This window comes from Rheinheimera soli (assembly GCF_031457405.1).
GTDB lineage: Bacteria > Pseudomonadota > Gammaproteobacteria > Enterobacterales > Alteromonadaceae > Pararheinheimera > Pararheinheimera soli_A.
Window position 1 is genome coordinate 97,766 of record NZ_JAVDWR010000008.1, and the last position, 18,943, is coordinate 116,708.

The window sequence follows — 18,943 nt, forward strand, 5'->3', positions numbered from 1 at the left end:
GCAGCTGAATAAAAAAACCACCTTCTGGTGGTTTTTTTGTCGGTGCAAACGTTATTTTATCAGTCTTTCTTTTTCACTATGCTGAGCACTGTTTGCAGTACGTCCGCTCTTAATAAGCCGTTCACTGTTTGCTGCAAAGGCAACAAAATGGCTGTGGCCTCCAGCTCGTTTTGTTCATTGCTATGACAATAACCTGCTTCGCGCAAAGCATTAATTAAGGTCGCAAACAGCTGCTTATCATGGTATTCAGGCGAGCTGATGCCATGTAAAGTACTTAAACGTTGCGCCAGTTCATGGCTTTGCTGTTCTAACTCAGCGCGCGTCAAAGGGCTGTGTAATTGCAGCAAGTTCAGCACCACCGCATAACGTTGCAGCACGTCTTGCGCATTAAACGCCAGCAGTTCCAGCATAAAATGCCCGACCTGCTGAACCGATGCTGCCTGTAAAGACTGGCCTTTAGTTTCCACTAACTGATGCTGCTGCAATTGTGCCAACACTTGTTCTATGTAGGCGTTAAATTGATCCAGTTGCAAAAATAATTCGTGTTGCAGTAAAGGTTGTAGCAACTGACAGATATTGATCAGCTGCACTTTGCTTAACTCTGAATGCTGCAATAAAGCCGTCGCCAGAATGGCGGGCAGCATAAATAAATGGCAGACATTGTTGCGATAGTAGCTTAATAAAATCGCATTTTCCGGCGTCAACTGGATGATCTGACCAAAGCTGTCTTGCGACACTTCTACCTTTTTCAGCCGAATCGCATGGTCAATCCACTGGCTGACGGAACCTTCAGGCAGAGTCACACCACTGTGATAAGGCGCATAGTGTTGTAAATTGCGGTAAAACTCCAGTTGAGTGGTCAGCTCCTGCCGTGTCAAAGAATGCTGTCGGGTGGCCAGTAAACAAGTGGCAATCAGGTTGATGCTGTTCAGCGCCGCCGCCTGGTTAATACGCTGCATAATCACAGTGGAGAGCGTGGCTACCGTAGGATTCAACCAAACAGGTTTTTGTGTATCTGCAGTTTCTGCCGCAGCGCGCCAGTCAGGTACTTGCTGAGTTAAAAAGCTGTTTAACGAAATAGGCTGACCAAAGTTAACGTAACCATAACCATAGTCCCGCAGTTTCCGCACTGCGCTGAAAACACCGCCTATAGATTCCTTTTTCTTGCTGGAGCCTTTGAGTTCAGTCAGGTAAGTATTCACTTCCATCACATGCTCATAGCCCAGATAAACCGGCACCAGACTGATGGGTCTGTCTATACCTCGCAACAAGGCCTGCACTGTCATCGCCAGCATGCCGGTTTTAGGCTGTAATAAACGGCCAGTGCGGCTGCGACCGCCTTCGGAGTAATACTTGACCGGGTAGCCTTTACTGAACAGCTTGCTTAGGTATTCACGAAAGACAGCAGAGTACAGCTTATCGCCACTGAAACTGCGGCGGATAAAAAAGGCTCCACCACGGCGAAAGAAGGTACCTACAGGCCAGAAGTTCAGGTTAATACCAGCAGCTATATGAGGCGGCGCCAGGCCCTGATGATAAATCACATAACTTAACAGCAGATAATCCATATGACTGCGGTGGCAAGGCACATACACAATTTCATGGCCTTTTTGCACCAGATCTGTCAGCACCTGACCATTGTTGATTTTTAAACCCGAATACAGCTTTTTCCATAACCAGCCGAGGAAACGGTCACCTACTCTTAAGGTCGACTCGCGGTAATCTGCTGCTATTTCTTCCAGCAGTTTTAGCGCTTCAGCGCGGGCTTCTTTGATGCTGATCTTTTTGCTTTTGGCTTCGTCTTCTATGGCTTTTTTTAAGACATCTGAAGCGAGCAGGGAGTTAAACAAAGCCGCTCTGTTAGGCAGCTTTGGACCTGTAGCGGCCAGACGTTGGCGGTAAAAGTGAAACCGCGCCACTCTTAATAATTTGTGGGCTGTCTCTTCGTTGACGGTGGAGTTTTCTATGATTTGGCGCACAGAAACCGCTTTACTGAACCGCACTAAGGTATGACGGCCTGAGATCAATACGATAAACAACTTGGCCAGCCAACTCGGCGATTCAGACTCGCCGAGCATGGACTTCACACTATTTTCTTTGCCTGGAGCCCGGCCCCAAAGTACAGAAACTGGCAGTAGTTGGGCGGAAAAGTGTGGATCCTGCAAGTGAGCCTGTAGCAAAGCCAAACCCTGCTGTAAGGCGTCGGTTGAAGCACGACTTCCCCAAAGCACTCTCGGCTGTTCAAGAAAAATGATACGGGACAGGCTTTGATTGCCAATGAGCACTGGTTCCATAGGATCAGGCAACCCCAGCTTATGGCAGATACGGGCCAAAGTGGCTAAGTCGCTGGCGGACGCTGTTCTGCTGATGTAGAACACGGGCTGTTTGGGGTCGAGCGCCAGATTTTCTGCTACAGGTTCTGGCACTATTTTGCATCTGACCAAAGGTTTGAGTGGCCAGTACAGCACTTTGGCTAACCATGTCATTGGTTTTAACATATCAAATCCGTACTTATAAACAGCCGCCAGAATAGCATGGAAGATCTGAGCAGCAAAATTGAGTCTACGACTTGGCAGACTACAAAAGGCTGTATATACTCACAGTATCCACTGTATAGGTATTCAGCATTATGCGTCCATTAACACCAAGACAAGCCGAAATTCTGCAACTGCTTAAAGATTATCAGGCGGCCTCAGGTATGCCGCCAACCCGTGCTGAAATTGCGACTCAGCTGGGGTTTAAGTCAGCCAATGCTGCTGAAGAGCATTTAAAAGCGCTGGCAAAAAAAGGTTTTATCGAAATGATGCCAGGTACCTCCCGCGGTATTCGTCTGGTTGAAGATGATGCAGCCAATGATGTTGAAGAAGAAGAGCCAGGTTTGCCTCTGATTGGCAAAGTAGCTGCTGGTCAGCCTATTCTGGCGGCAGAGCATATTCAGCAGCGCTATCAGCTCGATGCCAGTTTATTTAAACCCAATGCTGACTTTTTATTAAAAGTGCAGGGCATGAGCATGAAAGACATCGGCATTCTGGATGGTGACTTATTGGCCGTGCATAAAACAACGGAAGCCCGCCAAGGCCAGATTGTGGTTGCGCGGGTGGAAGATGAAGTCACAGTCAAACGTTTTCGCCGTGAAGGTCAGATGGTTTACCTGCATCCGGAAAACGGTGATTTTGATGTGATTAAAGTCGACTTAAGTCAGCAGCATTTTGCGATTGAAGGCCTTGCTGTTGGGGTGATCCGTACCAGCAGCTGGTAAAAAATCTACCCTTCTCAATAGTTTGCTAATATGAAGCACTGGTACGACCATTGGGTTTTATTGGTGCTTTTTCGTTTTCCGGGTTTACTTCTGTCTGTTCCTTGACTACTTGTTATATGCAACTGATAACAAAACAAAAAAATCAGTGCACCGATTTATGCAAGTTAAGTCGGGACAATAATAATAATGGCAATTGTGGGAAAAGACGCTGCAGTAGGTACCATGTGTCTTTGATCTGCAATTTGCTTTGTGCAAAGACAGAGGAGAAGTCACGTGGCGAGAACCAGTTATCTGTGTTGGTCGCTGCTAACCTTTTTGCTTGCGTTTTCAACGCAGTCTGCAGAAATGCCTTTGAACATGACTCAAGGGGTTACAGAAATCAGTCAGCAGGTCTACGACCTGCATATGAAGATTTTTTACATTTGCTGTGCAATAGGGATAGCGGTATTTGGGGTGATGTTTTGGTCCATCATTCATCATCGTAAATCAAAGGGCGTTGAACCAGCCCAATTCCATGAGAGCACCAAAGTAGAGCTGCTTTGGACAGCTTTTCCTGTACTTATTCTGATTTTAATGGCAATTCCCGCCACCCAAACTCTGATAGCGATGGAAGATACCTCGGAAGCTGATATCACTGTGTTAATCACAGGATCTCAGTGGAAGTGGCATTACAAATACATGGACCATAAAGTGGAGTATTTCTCTTTATTGGCCACGCCCCGTCAGCAAATCGACAATAAACTCAGTAAAGGTGAAAACTACTTGTTAGAGGTAGACCGGCCTTTAGTGATCCCCACAGGTAAAAAAGTCCGCTTTTTAGTGACCTCAGATGACGTGATCCATTCCTGGTGGGTGCCAGCTTTTGCAGTGAAAAAAGATGCGAATCCTGGTTTCATCAATGAGGCATGGACTCGTGTTGATCACCCCGGCATTTACCGTGGCCAGTGTGCTGAGCTTTGTGGTAAAGACCATGGTTTTATGCCTGTGGTGGTGATTGCCAAAGAGCAGGCTGATTTTGATCAGTGGATAGCTCAGGAAGCAGCAACTCAGGCGGCAGCCAAAGAGGCTGAATTAAAACTGCTGGCGATGAATATGAGCAAAGAAGAGCTGATGACCTTAGGCGAAAAAGTCTACATGGGTTATTGCGCTGCTTGCCATCAGCCCAATGGCATGGGTATTCCAGGTGTGTTCCCTGCGCTGAAAGGCAGCAAAATGGCACTGGAAGATTTACCTGCTCATATAGACATAGTGCTCAATGGTAAAACAGGCACGTCAATGCAGGCTTTTGATAAACAACTGACATTAAGCGAAATTGCGGCAGTGGTGACTTACGAGCGCAACGCCTGGGACAATAATACGGGTGATCTGGTGCAAGCTGCAGATATCGCCAAAGCACAGTCGAAATAGGGGGCGCAGATGAGTACTGTTACTACAGATCCGCATGCTCATGCTGAGCACGAGCATCATGGGCCGGCCAAAGGGTTAAAACGCTGGCTCTACACCACCAACCACAAAGACATTGGTACTTTGTATTTGCTGTTTTCACTGCTGATGTTTTTTATCGGTGGCGCTATGGCTATGGTGATCCGGGCCGAATTGTTTCAGCCTGGATTGCAAATTGTCGAGCCGAACTTCTTTAATCAAATGACCACAGTACATGGTCTGATTATGGTGTTTGGCGCTGTAATGCCTGCCTTTACTGGCTTGGCTAACTGGTTGATCCCTATGATGATAGGGGCGCCGGATATGGCATTGCCACGGATGAACAACTGGAGTTTCTGGATCCTGCCTTTTGCGTTTAGCATCTTGTTAGCCTCACTCTTTATGGAAGGTGGCGGACCAAGTTTTGGCTGGACTTTTTATGCACCACTCTCCACCACCTACAGTAATGACAGCACTGCACTTTTTGTGTTCTCAGTTCATATTATGGGCATATCGTCCATTATGGGCGCTATTAACGTCATAGTGACTATCATGAACCTGCGTGCACCTGGCATGACCTATATGAAAATGCCGTTGTTTGTCTGGACCTGGTTTATCACAGCTTACCTGCTGATTGCCGTTATGCCTGTACTGGCTGGTGTTGTCACTATGGTGCTGACCGACAAGTACTTTGGTACCAGTTTCTTTGATGCAGCAGGGGGCGGCGATCCTGTGTTGTTCCAGCATATCTTCTGGTTTTTTGGTCACCCGGAAGTTTACATTATGATATTGCCGGCTTTTGGCATTATCTCCAGCATAGTACCCACCTTCTCACGCAAACCGCTGTTTGGTTATGCCTCTATGGTGTATGCAACCTCCAGTATTGCGCTGCTGTCCTTTTTGGTCTGGGCGCACCATATGTTTACCACCGGTATGCCCGTCGCCGCAGAACTGTTTTTTATGTACTGCACTATGTTGATAGCGGTGCCGACCGGGGTAAAAGTATTTAACTGGGTGGCGACCATGTGGCGAGGGGCCATGACCTTTGAAGTGCCAATGATGTTTTCTTTGGCCTTTATTGTGCTCTTTACCATAGGTGGCTTCTCTGGCTTGATGCTCGCTATTACGCCGGCCGATTTCCAATACCATGACACCTACTTTGTTGTCGCGCATTTCCACTATGTACTGGTGACAGGTGCCATCTTCTCCATTATGGCTGCTGCTTACTACTGGCTGCCGAAGTGGACGGGCCATATGTACGACGAAACCTTAGGCCAGTGGCATTTCTGGTGTTCGCTGATTTCTGTCAATGTGCTGTTTTTCCCTATGCATTTTGTCGGCTTAGCTGGTATGCCAAGACGGATCCCGGATTACGCCCTGCAATTTGCTGACTTTAATGCTTTGATAAGCATAGGTGGTTTTGCCTTTGGTTTATCCCAGTTGTTGTTTGTCTGGCTGGTGGTGAAATGTATTAAAGGCGGTGAAAAAGCTACAGATCAGGTATGGGAAGGGGCTGAAGGGCTGGAATGGACTATTGCTTCTCCTGCGCCTTATCACAGCTTTACCACCCCACCTGAAATTAAGTAGGAGGACCTATGGCACTGAAGCATCAACCTATTGTTATTAAACTTTGCCTGCTGACCGCAGCCATGTTTGGCTTTGGTTATGCCTTGGTGCCTTTGTACGATGTATTTTGTGATTTAACAGGCCTGAATGGTAAAACCTCCACCATGGCGGCGACAGCTGAAGCCGCTATACCGGATAAAGATCGTCAGGTGCTGATTGAATTTATTGCCCGTCCGAATAACAACATGCCATGGGTGTTTGAGCCTGTGGTGCATAAAATGCGGGTCCATCCGGGCGAAATTCATCGTATAGATTATCTGGCCCATAATATTACAGGGCGTTCCATGACAGCGCAGGCTGTGCCTTCGGTCTCGCCAGGCCAGGCTGCCTTGTATTTTAATAAAATGGAATGTTTCTGTTTTACCCAACAACATTTGACGGCAGGTCAGCAGTTATTAATGCCGTTGCAATTTTATGTCGATCCCGCATTACCGGAACAATTCAGCACTATCACTTTGTCCTACACCTTGTATGAAGTGGATGCTGTAGCCCCGGTCACTGCAGAGACAGCAACAGGGGACAACAATGAGTGACAAATATGAACATTATTATGTGCCAGAGCAAAGTCCCTGGCCGATAGTGGGGGCTGTGGCTCTTTTTATGATTGCTTTTGGTGCTGGCAATTATGTGAACGAAGTCACCAAAGACCAGCCAGGTTATGGCGGTTATTTATTGCTGGCTGGCATCGCTACCTTAATTTTTATGTTAGTGGGCTGGTTTCGTAATGTGATTGATGAGTCGATGAACGGCTTATACAGCAAACAAATGGACAGATCCTTCCGGCAATGTATGAGCTGGTTTATCTTTTCCGAAGTGATGTTTTTTGCCGCCTTTTTTGGCGCTTTGTTTTATGCCCGTATTATTGCTATTCCATGGCTGGATGGCGCAGGTAATAACGCCAGTACAGCTGCAGTGTTATGGCCGGCATTTGAAGCAGCCTGGCCTTTACTGAAGACGCCAGGAGGCACTGAAACTCAGGCCATGCCATGGCAGGGTTTACCTTTATACAACACTATCATCTTATTAATTTCTTCTGTCACTTTGCATTTTGCTCATACAGGTTTAGAGCAAAACAAAAGAGGTCAGCTGAAACTGATGTTAGGCCTTACTATCCTGTTGGGCGCAGGTTTTCTGTATCTACAGGTGATTGAGTACATCCACGCTTATCAGGATTTGGGTTTAAAGCTGGACTCAGGCATTTATGGCAATACCTTCTTTTTGCTAACGGGTTTCCATGGTTTGCATGTGACTTTAGGGGCAGTGTTTTTACTGGTGATGTTCCTGAGAATTGTGCTGAAGAATCATTTTACCGCGCATAAACATTTTGCCTTTCAGGCGGCAGCCTGGTATTGGCACTTTGTCGATGTAGTCTGGTTATGTTTGTTTATTTTTGTGTACGTGCTTTAAATAGATGGCGGGCCGGATCTAATGGCCCGCTTTATTGCCTCTAATAAGGTCTGTTGTGGGGCGTAATCAAACCAAATTGCAAGGCAAGGATCACAGCTATTAACACAACGGCCGACCACATGACGCGGCGACCTAAAAATGTAGACATACTGGGCTGATTTTCATCATTTTTCAGCATCAGATATAAAGCACGAAATAAATTAAAAACAATAAAGAGCAGTAGTGCAATGAGTAAAAGTTTAATCCACATAAAACCTCACGAAGGCTGGTTGTAAGATGCAAGCTCAGCCGTTTGCCCATTTATCCCGACACTGGCTGCTGGCTTTGTGTACTCTGGCTGCTTTTGTCTTATTGATCAAGTTAAGTTACTGGCAATGGCAACGAGCCGAATATAAACAAACTCAGTTGGATCAATTGCATAGCGCGCAGCAGCAAGGCCCGGTTCGTTGGACTGACTTGCCCTCTACGCCAATTGAACAACTGGATGGGCTGGAACTTCAAGGCAAAGCGGTTTGGTTAAAACCTGCAGTCTGGTTGTTAGACAATCAACTGATCCAGGGCAAACCGGGTTATGACGTAGTGATCCCTGTGCTGGTATCCAATCAGGGGCCAGCTTTATTGGTGAATTTAGGTTGGGTTGAAGCGCCCATGAGTCGCGATCAGTTGCCTGAACTGGATATTCCCACCGAATTTGAGATGGCCGGATTGTTACGTACCGAATTAAAAGGTTTCAGGCTGGGTCTGAATCTGGAAGAAACCGGTCTTTGGCCACAACGTATGCAACAAGTCGAACCCGCTGAATTGTCCAAAGTATTAGGCCAGGAGCTGTATCCTGCTTTGCTTTATCAATACAAATCCCCTTATCTGTATCACTACAAAGCGGTAGTGATGCCACCGGAAAAACACCGGGCTTATGCATTGCAATGGTTATTGCTGGCTATAGCAGTTGTAGTGGTGGCCTGGTTTATGTCGAAAAAGGAGCTTTAAATGGCCAAGAAGAAGTTTTTAGTGCTGTTTTTGTTGTGTTCTTTATTGCCTTTGGCTTTTGCTCAGGCATTTTTATCTTTGGGCTGGTTTGGCAGCGCCACCACCAACAAAGGCCAGTGGCTGAAGGAAGAAATTATACTGTTACCGGCAGCCAGCGGCGATGTGCACTGGCGACTGGTGTATGTCACCAATGAATCAGAGTGCACAACGCTTTGCCAAAACGCACACTATGGCATGCAGCAAGTTTATACTGCTCTTGGCCGTAAGCAGCAGCATCTGGATTTATGGCAAACAGGAGGTAACAAACCTCAAGTGCTGCAGTGGCAGCCTCTGCCTGCCGGGGTAGATAGCCTGCAGCAACAACTGGTGCTGGTAGACATGCACGGTCTGGCATTAATGACTTATCCGGTGGCGGAAGATAAAACTCAGATGGTGCAAACAGGCAAGGCTATTCTGACCGATTTAAATAAGCTGCTGAAATACGACAGGGGGCTGTAATGAAAGCCCTGAAACATCTTGTCACCAGCTCCATAGTATTGACCATGCTGGTTATTCTTCTGGGTGCTTATACCCGCCTGACCGATGCAGGTCTAGGTTGCCCTGACTGGCCAGGTTGTTACGGTTTTTTAAAGGTACCACAGCAAGCTCATCATATAGAGCAAGCTCAGGCTTTGTACCCGGACAGACCGCTGGAAAGTCATAAAGCCTGGAATGAAATGATCCACCGCTATTTTGCCGGTACTTTGGGCTTACTTATTCTGGCGATTTTCCTGTTCAGTCTGAAGCACAAACGCGTGGTGTTGCCGTCCTTATTGTTGACTTTGGTGGTTTTTCAGGCAGCCTTAGGCATGTGGACCGTCACTTTAGCTTTGCATCCAGTGATAGTAATGGGGCACTTGTTGGGTGGTTTTACGCTGCTTTCCTTATTGGCTTTGTACTGGTGGCAATTACACCCAGCTCCGGTCACAGTGGTGAAACAAAGCCTGAAGCTGTTGTTTTGGCCCGTATTGCTGGTGCTGGCAGCGCAAATTGCGTTGGGCGGCTGGACTGCAGCTAATTATGCCGCCTTGTCCTGTATTCAGTTACCTGTCTGTGAGCCAGGCTGGACTAATCAGCTTAATTTTGATGAAGCCTTTTCTTTACATCTGGGTTATGACAACTACGAATACGGCGTGATGAGCCAAAGTGCACGCGCTACAGTGCATGTGATGCACCGCATAGGGGCTGTGATTACTTTGGTGGTGGTGGCTGCTTATGCCATAGCTTTATGGCGTAGCAGTTCAGGTGTGCTGAAAAAATTAGCTTTCGCTGTACTGGCACTTTTGCTGCTGCAATTTAGTTTGGGGCTTGCCAATGTAGTACTGCATTTGCCTTTGGGTAATGCGGTGGCACATAACTTTGTGGCGGCCAATTTAGTCATGTGTCTGGTGGTCATTGGGTATCAACTGCACAGAAACAAGGAGTCTGCTTATGCTTAAAGTTCTGTCGTTACCCCAACACTACAGCCAGCAATGGCGCGATTATTACCAACTGACCAAACCTAAAGTGGTGGCGCTTTTAGTGCTGACAGCCTGGGTAGGTATGATGCTGGCACAGCCCGGTTTACCTAAGTTAGGCCTGATGATAGCGGCAACTATAGGTATAGGCTTATTGTCGGCCGCAGCTGCAGCCATGAATCATATAGTGGATCAGCGTATTGACGCACAAATGGCCCGCACCTACAACAGACCCGTTGCCCGTGGCCGTTTATCCACAACTCAGGCAATCAAGTTTTCACTGTTGTTGGCTGGTGTTGGTTTTCTGCTGTTGTTTATTGCAGTGAATCCACTGACAGCCTGGTTGACCCTCGCCAGCTTGTTTGGTTATGCGGTGGTCTACACCATGTTTTTAAAAAGAGCGACGCCGCAGAATATTGTAATTGGAGGTTTAGCTGGCGCTATGCCGCCGCTGCTGGGCTGGACAGCTATGACGGCTGAAGTGCATGCTCATGCGCTTCTATTAGTGATGATTATCTTCACCTGGACCCCACCGCATTTCTGGGCATTGGCTATACATCGTCGGGATGATTATGCCAAAGTAAATATGCCGATGTTGCCTGTGACCCACGGCATTGAGTTCACCAAAAGTGCTATTTTCCTTTATACCCTGGTGCTGTTTCTGGTGTGTTTATTGCCTTATTTAGTGGGTATGACAGGAGCAGTTTATCTGCTGGGCAGTACAGTGCTGAATTTAGGTTTTATCTGGTACGCCTGGCAACTGAAGTTTAACGCCAAACCTGAAACTGCTATGGCCACTTTTAAATTTTCGATTTGGCATCTGATGGTGTTATTTTTGGTATTGTTGCTGGACCATTATTGGTTTATATCAGCGCTTTAACAGCAAGAGGGTTGTATGCAGAAGTGGTTATGGGGTCTGGTAGCGGTAATCGCATTGGCGGCGGGTGTGTGGTTATCTGCCAGTTTTAAATCCACTACAGCAGAGCCTGTGGCTGCTTTGGTCTACCCAAGCCCAAGAGCTTTAACTGACTTTAATTTGCTGGATGAGCAAAATCAGCCAGTGGGTTTAAAGGATTTGCAGGGGCATTGGACGCTGATTTTTGTCGGCTACACCCATTGCCCTGATATTTGCCCTATGACTATGGCGAAGTTAGCTGGTATGTATCAGGATTTAGTTAAGCTGACACCGGAACCACTGGAAATCTGGTTTGTGTCTGTTGACCCAAAACGAGATACACCAGAGCAACTAGCCCAGTACATTAGCTACTTTAATCAGGCCCCCATCAAAGCCAGAACAGCCGAACACAAAGACTTATTTCCTTTTATCCGCCAACTGGGATTGATGTACGCCATTAATGAAGGTACAGAAGATCGTTATACCGTCGATCACAGTGCCAGCTTAGCGCTGCTCAATCCACAAGGCGCAGTAGTGGCTATGTTTAAACCAGAAATGAAAGCAGGTGCAGTGCCGCTAATCAATAACCAGCAGTTTTTAGCGGATTATCCTTTGGTGATCGCAGCGACGGCTGAATAACAATTGATGCAGTGCCCTTTGGGCGACTGCATCCTACCTTTGTAGGTTGTAATCGCCGAAGGCATTACAACGTTGTGTTAATCCATCACCCAAGGCTGGGAGTACCAGTAGAAATAGCCCTTTTTACTTAACGAAGGCGCTGTGCAGTTATAGCGTTTATGGCTGGTTTTTAGCTTTTGGCCCGCTTTAGCACTAAAGGTATCCGGTTTTAGCCAGGTGACTTTGATCGGTTCGCCATTGCTAAAACAATTCAACTGGCTGGGTTTAAAATCTGAGCTGTCGATTTGTAGCGTCAGAGTGGGTGGATTAGGGCCTTTCACCGGGTCTGCTGCTATATAGGTTTTTACCGGCAAAGCCAGGGTTTTTAACTTAGGTATAAAGTGTTTTAACGCTGCATACTGACTGGAGGACGGATAACGCGGCAGGCGGGTCATCAGACTGTTTAAGCCCACAGCGCCGGATTGCTGGCCTATGCCAATAAAGCCCAGGTCTTTGACCATCTGCTCCAGCTCAACACTAAAGTCGCCATATGGGTAAGCCAGCCACTTATGTTTGATGCCCAGCTGTTGTTCTAACTGAGTTTGCGCCAGCAAAATATCGGTTTTCACCCGTTTCAGCCACTCTGCTTTGCTTTCGCCTTTATTGGGCTTCGCCAGATGGGCATGGTAAGAGCTGTGGTTGGCGATGATGACTCCATCATCATGCAGTTGTTTGATCTGCGGCCAACTTAATACAGGGCCTTCTTTGCGGTCTATTAAAGCCGGGCTTAAAAACACTGTATAAGGAAAATCAAACTCCTGCAGAATAGGGTGAGCCTGATGGTAAATATTGTCAAAACCATCATCAAAAGTGATCACTACGGCATTGTCGGCCGGCTCTTTGCCGTTTTGAAGTTGCTCTAACAAGGTATCAAGCCCAATCACCTGATACTTGTGGTCTTTTAAATACTGCAAATGAACACGGAATTCTTCAGGCGTTACGCTGGTGGAGCGGGGAGTCTGAGTGCTGACATGGTGGTACTGCAAAATAACAGCGGCGAAGCTTGGAAAGCTCAGTAAAACCAACAAACAGGCCAGAAATCTCATCTGTGAACTCCTTTTGAATACAATAAAGGCCACATCAAGTGGCCTCTTTAGCTTGTCTATAGCATACATCAGTAATAAGAATGCTCACCACGCTGGTGATCAGTCACATCACGTACCGCTGTTAATTCACCGGCAAAACGTTGCAGCAGTTCTTTTTCAATGCCTTCTTTTAAGGTTAAATCAACCTGGGAACAGCCATTACAACCACCACCAAATTGCAGTACTGCAACACCATCCTCTGTCAGTTCAACTACGGAAACACGACCACCATGGTTCGCCAACTGAGGATTAATTTCTGCATCTATCACGTATTGCACTTTTTCCTTCAGTGAAGCGTCGTCGTTCACCTTACGCACTTTGGCGTTTGGCGCTTTTAACGTCAGCTGAGAACCCATTTGATCGGTGACAAAATCAATTTCGGCGTCCACTAAAAAAGGTTTGCTCTCAGCATCAACGATTGCCATAAAACCTTCAAATGGCAGCTCTAAATCTGTGCTTTCTACCGCATCGGCAGGGCAGTAAGACACACCACATTCCGCAGAAACAGTGCCCGGGTTGACCACAAATACGCGGATATGAGTACCGGCGGCCTGTTTTTCCAGCAGTTTACGAAAATGGCTCTGCGCCTGTTCTGAAATGGTGATCATGTGGTAGTACCTGACTAAATTACTAGGTTAATGGCTATGATACTCTGACTTCCTGTACCTTGCCAGCCCCGCTTGTCGGGCCTGACTTTTTATTGCTAAGGTAGCAGCCAGAAAGGGAGACAAACAATGTACAAAATAACAACTATCATCAGTGCTTTAGTATTGGGGTTGTGCAGCCAGTTCTCAATGGCAGCACCACAAAGCCCACAACAATTTTTTGGTTATCCTGTGGGCGAGTGGCATTTGCGCCATGATCAAATTCAAATGTATTTCCAGCAACTGGCCGCAACTTCAGATAAAGCCCAGCTTGAAGTGATAGGTTATACCCATGAACAGAGACCTGTATTGCAGCTTATTGTTTCTTCCGCTGAAAACTTAAAAAAGCTGGAACAAATCCGCGTACAACATCTGGCGCAGTTGTCTGTGGGCACTGAACTGACAGACGAACTGCCTCTGGTGATTTGGTTAGGTTATGGCGTACATGGCAATGAATCCAGCGGCCCTAACGCTTCAGTGCAGGTTGCCCATCATTTACTCACCAGTACAGATGCCGAAGTACAGGACTGGCTGAAGAATACAGTGATTCTGATCCAACCCAGCTTAAATCCGGATGGTTTAGATCGTTTTGCCAATTGGTCCAATATGCACAAAGGCAAAGCGCCTGTGGCTGACTCACAAAGCCGCGAACATATAGAACCCTGGCCAAATGGCCGTCCTAACCATTATTGGTTTGACTTAAACCGGGACTGGTTACCGCTGGAGCATCCTGAAAGTCAGGCCCGTATCAGCCAGTTTTATAAATGGCGTCCTGCTGTAGTGGGTGATTTCCATGAGATGGGGCCTAACACCACCTTTTTTTTCCAACCCGGCATTCCGACCCGTACTTATCCTTTAACACCAAAAGCCAATCAGCAACTGACCGCTAAAATTGCCGATTACCATGCTGCAGCTTTGGATAAAAAAGGCCGTCTGTATTACACCGAAGAAAGTTTTGATGATTTTTATGTAGGTAAAGGCTCTACTTACCCTGACGTCAATGCCAGTGTGGGTATTTTATTTGAACAGGCCAGTAGTCGCGGTCACCTGCAGGACAGTATCAATGGTCCTTTATCTTTTAGTAAAACCATTGAAAACCAATATATTGTGTCGCTATCGACCTTGCGGGGTTCAGTAGCACAAAAGAAAGCACTGCAAAGCTATCAGAAAGCTTTTGTGCAGGAGTCACAACGTTTGGCTGCGGAAGACTCTGTAGCGGGTTATGTGATTGCAGAGGCTGAAGATAAAACCAGATTAGCCGGCTTATTAAACTTATTAAAACAGCATCAGATCAAAGCCTATCCAATCAATGATCGCTGGCAACATAAAGGCCAGACTTATCAAAAAGGTCAGGCTTATTATATTCCGTTGCAACAGAGCCAGTATTTGTTATTAAAAGCGGCGTTCAGTACCCAGACCAACTTCCAGGACAACACTTTTTATGACGTTTCAGCCTGGACTTTGCCTTATGCTTTTAATATTGAATTCAGTACCGTAGCGCGTAAACCAGCAGGAGTGGCTAACGAGCCATGGCTGCCTCAATCCGAATCAGCGCTGATGCCATCTGCTGGCGCTTATGCCTATGCTTTTGACTGGACCGATCAAAAAGCACCTTTGTTAACTCAGGCGCTGTTAGAACAAGGTGTGGTCGTACGTGCCGCCAGTAAAGCCTTTTTCGCCAAAACCGCTGATGGTGAGCAGGCTTTTAGTGCCGGAGCTATTGTTATTGCTGCCGGCTTGCAACAACACAACAACTGGTTTGAACGGCTTGGCAAAGCGCAGCAGCAGGTAGGTTTAAGCATCACAGCTTTAACTTCTGGTTTGACGACTAAGGGGCAGGATTTAGGCAGCAATGGTTTTGTGCCTGTCACTAAGCCGAACGTATTGTTGGTGGCCGGTCCTGATGTGAATTCCACCGAAGCGGGTGAAGTCTGGTTTAATCTGGAAAAACTGGCGGGCATTTCCCCCAGTTTGATTGAGCCTCAACGTTTAGGTCGGGTCGATTTATCCCGTTACACTCACATTATTCTGCCGGACGGCAGCTACAACAGCCTGCAGCAAAAAGAGCAACAGCAGCTCAATCAGTGGGCGAAAAAAGGCGGTGTATTGTGGGGGCATAGAGGGGGCGCCGCATTCCTGGTGCGAGCAGGTTTGCTCAAAGCAAAAGCCTGGACTTCGGCTGATATGGCGATGCTGATTTCAGATCAGCAATTAAGTTATGCCGATAAAGAAAGTCTGGCCGGTCAGCGCCGTATTGCCGGTGCTATCTACCAGACCGAACTGGATTTAAGCCATCCCTTAACTTTTGGTATCAACCGCAAAGACTTAGCTGTGTTTAAAAATGGCACTTTTTTACTGGCCCCCAGTGGAGAGCCCTTTATCAACGTGGCGTTGTATACAGATAAACCTCAATTAGCAGGTTATACAGCGCCTGAATACGTCAGTCGTATTGCAGATGGTGCAGCTTTAATGGCACATAATCACGGGGATGGCAGGGTGATTGCTATGACAGATAATCCGGTGTTTCGTGGTTATTTTGTTGGTTCCAGTCGCTTGTTAGTGAATGCTTTGTTTTTTGGCAAAATGTTCAGTGCCGAGTCGTCCGATGGCGAAGGTGAAGACGCAACTAACGACGAAGAAGAAGCCCATTAAAACGCCCTGGTAATAGCCAGAGTCCAGACACTGACGGTCTGGACTCCTTTGGCTTTGAGCAAACTGCTTAGATAATCCAGCGTGGCTCCTGTGGTGATCACATCGTCTACCAATACTATATGCCTGGGTAAAGCAGCGTGCTGCAGCTGAATTTTCCCTTTTAAGTTATCCAGTCGTTGCCTGCGGTTTAAGCCTATCTGATGAGGCACTAAATCCGGGCTTTGAAATAAACTCAGGCAGGGTATCTGCCAGGCTTGTGCCAGTTCCGACGCCAATAACTTTGCCTGATTAAAGCCCCGCTCCTGCAGCCTTTTTACCGAGATAGGGGTATAGCTGATGCAATCAGGTAAATCCCCACCTTGTTGTTGATAAAGCAGTGCCTGCTGGTAAAACAGCTGGCGTAACAATTCACCCGCAGCATGCTGTTGCTGAAACTTCCAGCTGCTGATCCAGTGTTTGTAAGGTTGCCTGTACCAACTCAGGCTATAGAGTCTGTCAAACTTTACTCTGGGCAAACCTTTGGCGACATCAGGCAATAACAAGGCATTGTGATCCACCCAGCTTAAATCCAGCTGGGGTAAATGGCCGTGGCAATAGTCACAAAGCTGGGTTTGTGCTTGCTGCACCTGCATATGGCACCATAAACAACAATTGGGAGCCAGCAGATGTACCAGTTGCTGCAATAAAGTCGCTTGCATCTGCATCCCTGCTTTGATAAAAGGCCAGACATAACACTAAGTATGGCCGAGCTGATGACAGAACAAACAAAATTTACCCAAAACCCGCTGGTGTTATTGCATGGCTGGGGTTTAAACCATCAGGTCTGGTCTCAGTTGCTGCAGGCTTTGCCAAAGGATCTTGCTGTTCACACGCCGGATTTACCTGGTTTTGGGTTATCACCTTGCCCAGCCTCTTATGATCTCGACAGTGTTTTAGCTGTGCTGGCCGACCAAATCCCGGATCAAAGTATCGTCATCGGCTGGTCATTAGGTGGTTTGCTGGCTATAGCTTTAGCCAGCCGATACCCGCATAAAGTGAAAAAGCTGGGCTTAATAGCCAGTTCGCCTTGTTTTATGGCCAAAGACAATTGGCCTGGTATGCAAAGCAGGGTGATGCAGCAGTTTGCCGTGCAATTGCAGCAGGATCTGGCTTTAACAGTGGAGCGTTTTTTGGCTATTCAGGCAATGGGCAGCAGTACGGCACGACAGGACATTAAACTGTTAAAACAGGCTGTGCTGAGTGTGCCTTTACCATCAGCTTTCGCCTTGCAAGGCGGGTTGGAGTTATTAGCGAGTTTAGATTTGCGGCAGGAATTTGCCGCCTTAACTCAGTCTGTTTTTATCATTTTGGGCCGTTTAGACTCTTTAGTGCCTGTTGCTATAGCGCCTTTACTGCAAAATTTGCGGCCAGGATTGCAGCTGGAGATACTGCAAAGAGCCTCACACGCGCCTTTTATTTCGCATCAAGAGGAGTTTGTTTCCCTGTTATCCCCACATGTTTCGCCATAAATCTTCACTAAATTAGAAAAAACTGCATTTTGGCGGCAAATACTTGCCGCCGGCCTTTCGTTTTTCCAAAAAATGGCTAATAATTACTCAGTTCAATTGGTCAGTTTAATTAGTCAACGAGGTCATGATGGAAATCAGTTCTGCCTTTGCGAGCGGTTTTCAGGGCTTTCAGCGTGCATCTGACGCTGTGACTGAAGCAACCGTCAATATAAATCAGCAAGCTGCTCAAAGCAGCAATCAGCGGGCACTGGAAACTCCGGTCGAGTCAAGGACTGGCCCATCGATGGAGCAAAGTCTGGTGACCTTAGGTAGTGAACAAATTAACGCTGAAGCCAATCTGAAGTCGGTAAAAACCGCTGACGAGATGTTGGGTTCTATTATTGATTTAAGGGTGTAAAAGGCTTTTATGTTACTCACTTCGAATTATCCAAATGTGCCATTGCACACTGGTAATCCGGCTATGGATATGGCCCGGCGCGATAACCTGCGCCGTGAAGTGATAGAACCTGTTGCCGCTATGGAACGCTCTGCCGCTGAAAAAGGCCTGATGGCAGATGAAAAAAGCCGCAATGGCAACACTTCTACTTATGAAGACGTGAAAACCAAAGGTCTGGAGTACCGTCAGGCCGTAGTGGAAAAAGAACAACAGTCTGATTCAGAGCAAAACAAACAAAATTCTTCCGGTCAGCAAGAAGATGACCCACAGCAGCAAAAAGAAGAACAGGCTGAACAAAAACGTATTGCTGAATTAAAAGCCCGTGATCGGGAAGTAAAAATTCATGAACAGGCGCATGCTGCTATTGGTGGTCAGTATGCCAGTGCTCCAAGCTACGAATACGAAACAGGCCCAGATGGTCAGCAGTATGCGGTAGGCGGTGAAGTCCGTATTGATATCTCAGAGATTCCGAATGACCCCCGCGCTACCATCCAGAAAATGCAGCAGGTGAAAGCCGCAGCCTTGGCGCCAGCTGAACCTTCAGGTGCAGATCGCTCTGTAGCAGCACAGGCCAGCCGGACTTTAATGGAAGCTCAGGCTGATTTGACCGCAGAAATTGCGGAAATGGTCAGAACCCGATCAGAACAGGTATCTCAAAGTTCAGTGTTATCTGACACTGGATGGGAACCCTATGAAGTGTCTGAAAGCAATCAGAGTGATTTTGCTGTGCCTCAGTTTGAGTCTTTGCAACGTGATCCGCTGATGACATTAAGAGCGGATGTTATTTCAGGTTTTTATGCCAAAGCCACCATGCCAGCAGAGCGCCCTTTGTTGCAAATGGCATAACA

General features: G+C 47.0%; 19 protein-coding genes. 14 read left to right on the plus strand and 5 right to left on the minus strand.

Annotated features, from left to right (window positions below):
* Positions 1-59: 59 nt before the first annotated feature.
* A complete protein-coding gene (plsB, locus tag J2W69_RS12835; RefSeq protein WP_310279132.1) occupies positions 60-2,498 on the minus strand; it encodes a glycerol-3-phosphate 1-O-acyltransferase PlsB in 2,439 nt (812 codons plus the stop codon).
* 131 nt (positions 2,499-2,629) lie between these two features.
* On the opposite strand from plsB, the gene lexA reads away from it, so the two are divergent.
* From lexA to J2W69_RS12860, 5 genes are all read left to right on the plus strand, one after another.
* Positions 2,630-3,259: a transcriptional repressor LexA gene (gene lexA, locus J2W69_RS12840; protein ID WP_310279134.1), complete on the plus strand. Its 630-nt coding sequence runs from the start codon at positions 2,630-2,632 to the stop codon at positions 3,257-3,259.
* A gap of 273 nt (positions 3,260-3,532) precedes the next feature.
* Positions 3,533-4,666 (plus strand): cytochrome c oxidase subunit II, encoded by a 1,134-nt coding sequence (gene coxB, locus J2W69_RS12845; protein ID WP_310279136.1) that lies wholly within the window; start codon positions 3,533-3,535, stop codon positions 4,664-4,666.
* A gap of 9 nt (positions 4,667-4,675) precedes the next feature.
* The gene (gene ctaD, locus J2W69_RS12850; RefSeq protein ID WP_233079576.1) at positions 4,676-6,268 is read left to right on the plus strand and encodes a cytochrome c oxidase subunit I; all 1,593 of its coding nucleotides are present in this window, start codon (positions 4,676-4,678) and stop codon (positions 6,266-6,268) included.
* A gap of 8 nt (positions 6,269-6,276) precedes the next feature.
* On the plus strand, positions 6,277-6,840 hold the full coding sequence (locus J2W69_RS12855) for a cytochrome c oxidase assembly protein (RefSeq protein ID WP_310279139.1): 564 nt from the start codon (positions 6,277-6,279) through the stop codon (positions 6,838-6,840).
* Positions 6,833-7,714: a cytochrome c oxidase subunit 3 gene (locus J2W69_RS12860; protein ID WP_310279141.1), complete on the plus strand. Its 882-nt coding sequence runs from the start codon at positions 6,833-6,835 to the stop codon at positions 7,712-7,714. The genes J2W69_RS12855 and J2W69_RS12860 overlap by 8 nt, the downstream gene beginning before the upstream one ends.
* Positions 7,715-7,754: 40 nt before the next feature.
* On the opposite strand, the gene J2W69_RS12865 is transcribed toward J2W69_RS12860, so the two are convergent.
* Positions 7,755-7,964 carry a DUF2909 domain-containing protein gene (locus J2W69_RS12865; protein WP_310279143.1) on the minus strand — a complete coding sequence of 70 codons (210 nt, stop codon included), beginning with the start codon at positions 7,962-7,964 and terminating at the stop codon, positions 7,755-7,757.
* A 26-nt stretch (positions 7,965-7,990) separates the two neighbouring features.
* On the opposite strand from J2W69_RS12865, the gene J2W69_RS12870 reads away from it, so the two are divergent.
* The 5 genes from J2W69_RS12870 to J2W69_RS12890 are packed head-to-tail and all read left to right on the plus strand — an operon-like array spanning position 7,991 to position 11,731.
* Positions 7,991-8,701, plus strand: coding sequence for an SURF1 family protein (locus J2W69_RS12870; protein WP_310279144.1), 711 nt, complete (start codon positions 7,991-7,993; stop codon positions 8,699-8,701).
* Positions 8,702-9,199: a hypothetical protein gene (locus J2W69_RS12875; protein ID WP_310279146.1), complete on the plus strand. Its 498-nt coding sequence runs from the start codon at positions 8,702-8,704 to the stop codon at positions 9,197-9,199.
* Positions 9,199-10,179 carry a COX15/CtaA family protein gene (locus J2W69_RS12880; protein WP_310279148.1) on the plus strand — a complete coding sequence of 327 codons (981 nt, stop codon included), beginning with the start codon at positions 9,199-9,201 and terminating at the stop codon, positions 10,177-10,179. Before J2W69_RS12875 ends, J2W69_RS12880 begins: the two co-directional genes overlap by 1 nt.
* Positions 10,172-11,077 (plus strand): heme o synthase, encoded by a 906-nt coding sequence (gene cyoE / locus J2W69_RS12885; RefSeq protein ID WP_310279149.1) that lies wholly within the window; start codon positions 10,172-10,174, stop codon positions 11,075-11,077. The genes J2W69_RS12880 and cyoE overlap by 8 nt, the downstream gene beginning before the upstream one ends.
* A 15-nt stretch (positions 11,078-11,092) precedes the next feature.
* Positions 11,093-11,731 (plus strand): SCO family protein, encoded by a 639-nt coding sequence (locus J2W69_RS12890; protein WP_310279151.1) that lies wholly within the window; start codon positions 11,093-11,095, stop codon positions 11,729-11,731.
* Between the two features lie 77 nt (positions 11,732-11,808).
* Here J2W69_RS12890 and J2W69_RS12895 read toward each other — a convergent pair whose 3' ends face one another.
* On the minus strand, positions 11,809-12,816 hold the full coding sequence (locus J2W69_RS12895; RefSeq protein ID WP_310279153.1) for a polysaccharide deacetylase family protein: 1,008 nt from the start codon (positions 12,814-12,816) through the stop codon (positions 11,809-11,811).
* A 68-nt stretch (positions 12,817-12,884) separates the two neighbouring features.
* Positions 12,885-13,463, minus strand: a complete 579-nt coding sequence (gene nfuA / locus J2W69_RS12900; RefSeq protein WP_008897947.1) for a Fe-S biogenesis protein NfuA — start codon at positions 13,461-13,463, stop codon at positions 12,885-12,887.
* 126 nt (positions 13,464-13,589) lie between these two features.
* Between nfuA and J2W69_RS12905 the strand changes: the two genes are divergently transcribed.
* Complete coding sequence (locus tag J2W69_RS12905) at positions 13,590-16,151, plus strand: M14 family zinc carboxypeptidase (RefSeq protein ID WP_310279155.1); 2,562 nt, start codon at positions 13,590-13,592, stop codon at positions 16,149-16,151.
* Here the strand turns inward: J2W69_RS12905 and J2W69_RS12910 are convergent.
* Complete coding sequence (locus J2W69_RS12910; RefSeq protein ID WP_310279156.1) at positions 16,148-16,849, minus strand: ComF family protein; 702 nt, start codon at positions 16,847-16,849, stop codon at positions 16,148-16,150. The genes J2W69_RS12905 and J2W69_RS12910 overlap by 4 nt on opposite strands.
* A gap of 54 nt (positions 16,850-16,903) precedes the next feature.
* Here J2W69_RS12910 and bioH point away from each other — a divergent pair, with 54 nt between their 5' ends.
* The 3 genes from bioH (at position 16,904) to J2W69_RS12925 (ending at position 18,941) form a co-directional block, all read left to right on the plus strand.
* Positions 16,904-17,659, plus strand: a complete 756-nt coding sequence (gene bioH / locus J2W69_RS12915) for a pimeloyl-ACP methyl ester esterase BioH (protein ID WP_310279158.1) — start codon at positions 16,904-16,906, stop codon at positions 17,657-17,659.
* Between the two features lie 127 nt (positions 17,660-17,786).
* The gene (locus tag J2W69_RS12920) at positions 17,787-18,056 is read left to right on the plus strand and encodes an excinuclease ATPase subunit (RefSeq protein ID WP_310279160.1); all 270 of its coding nucleotides are present in this window, start codon (positions 17,787-17,789) and stop codon (positions 18,054-18,056) included.
* 9 nt (positions 18,057-18,065) lie between these two features.
* Positions 18,066-18,941, plus strand: coding sequence for a putative metalloprotease CJM1_0395 family protein (locus J2W69_RS12925; RefSeq protein ID WP_310279161.1), 876 nt, complete (start codon positions 18,066-18,068; stop codon positions 18,939-18,941).
* Positions 18,942-18,943: the final 2 nt, after the last annotated feature.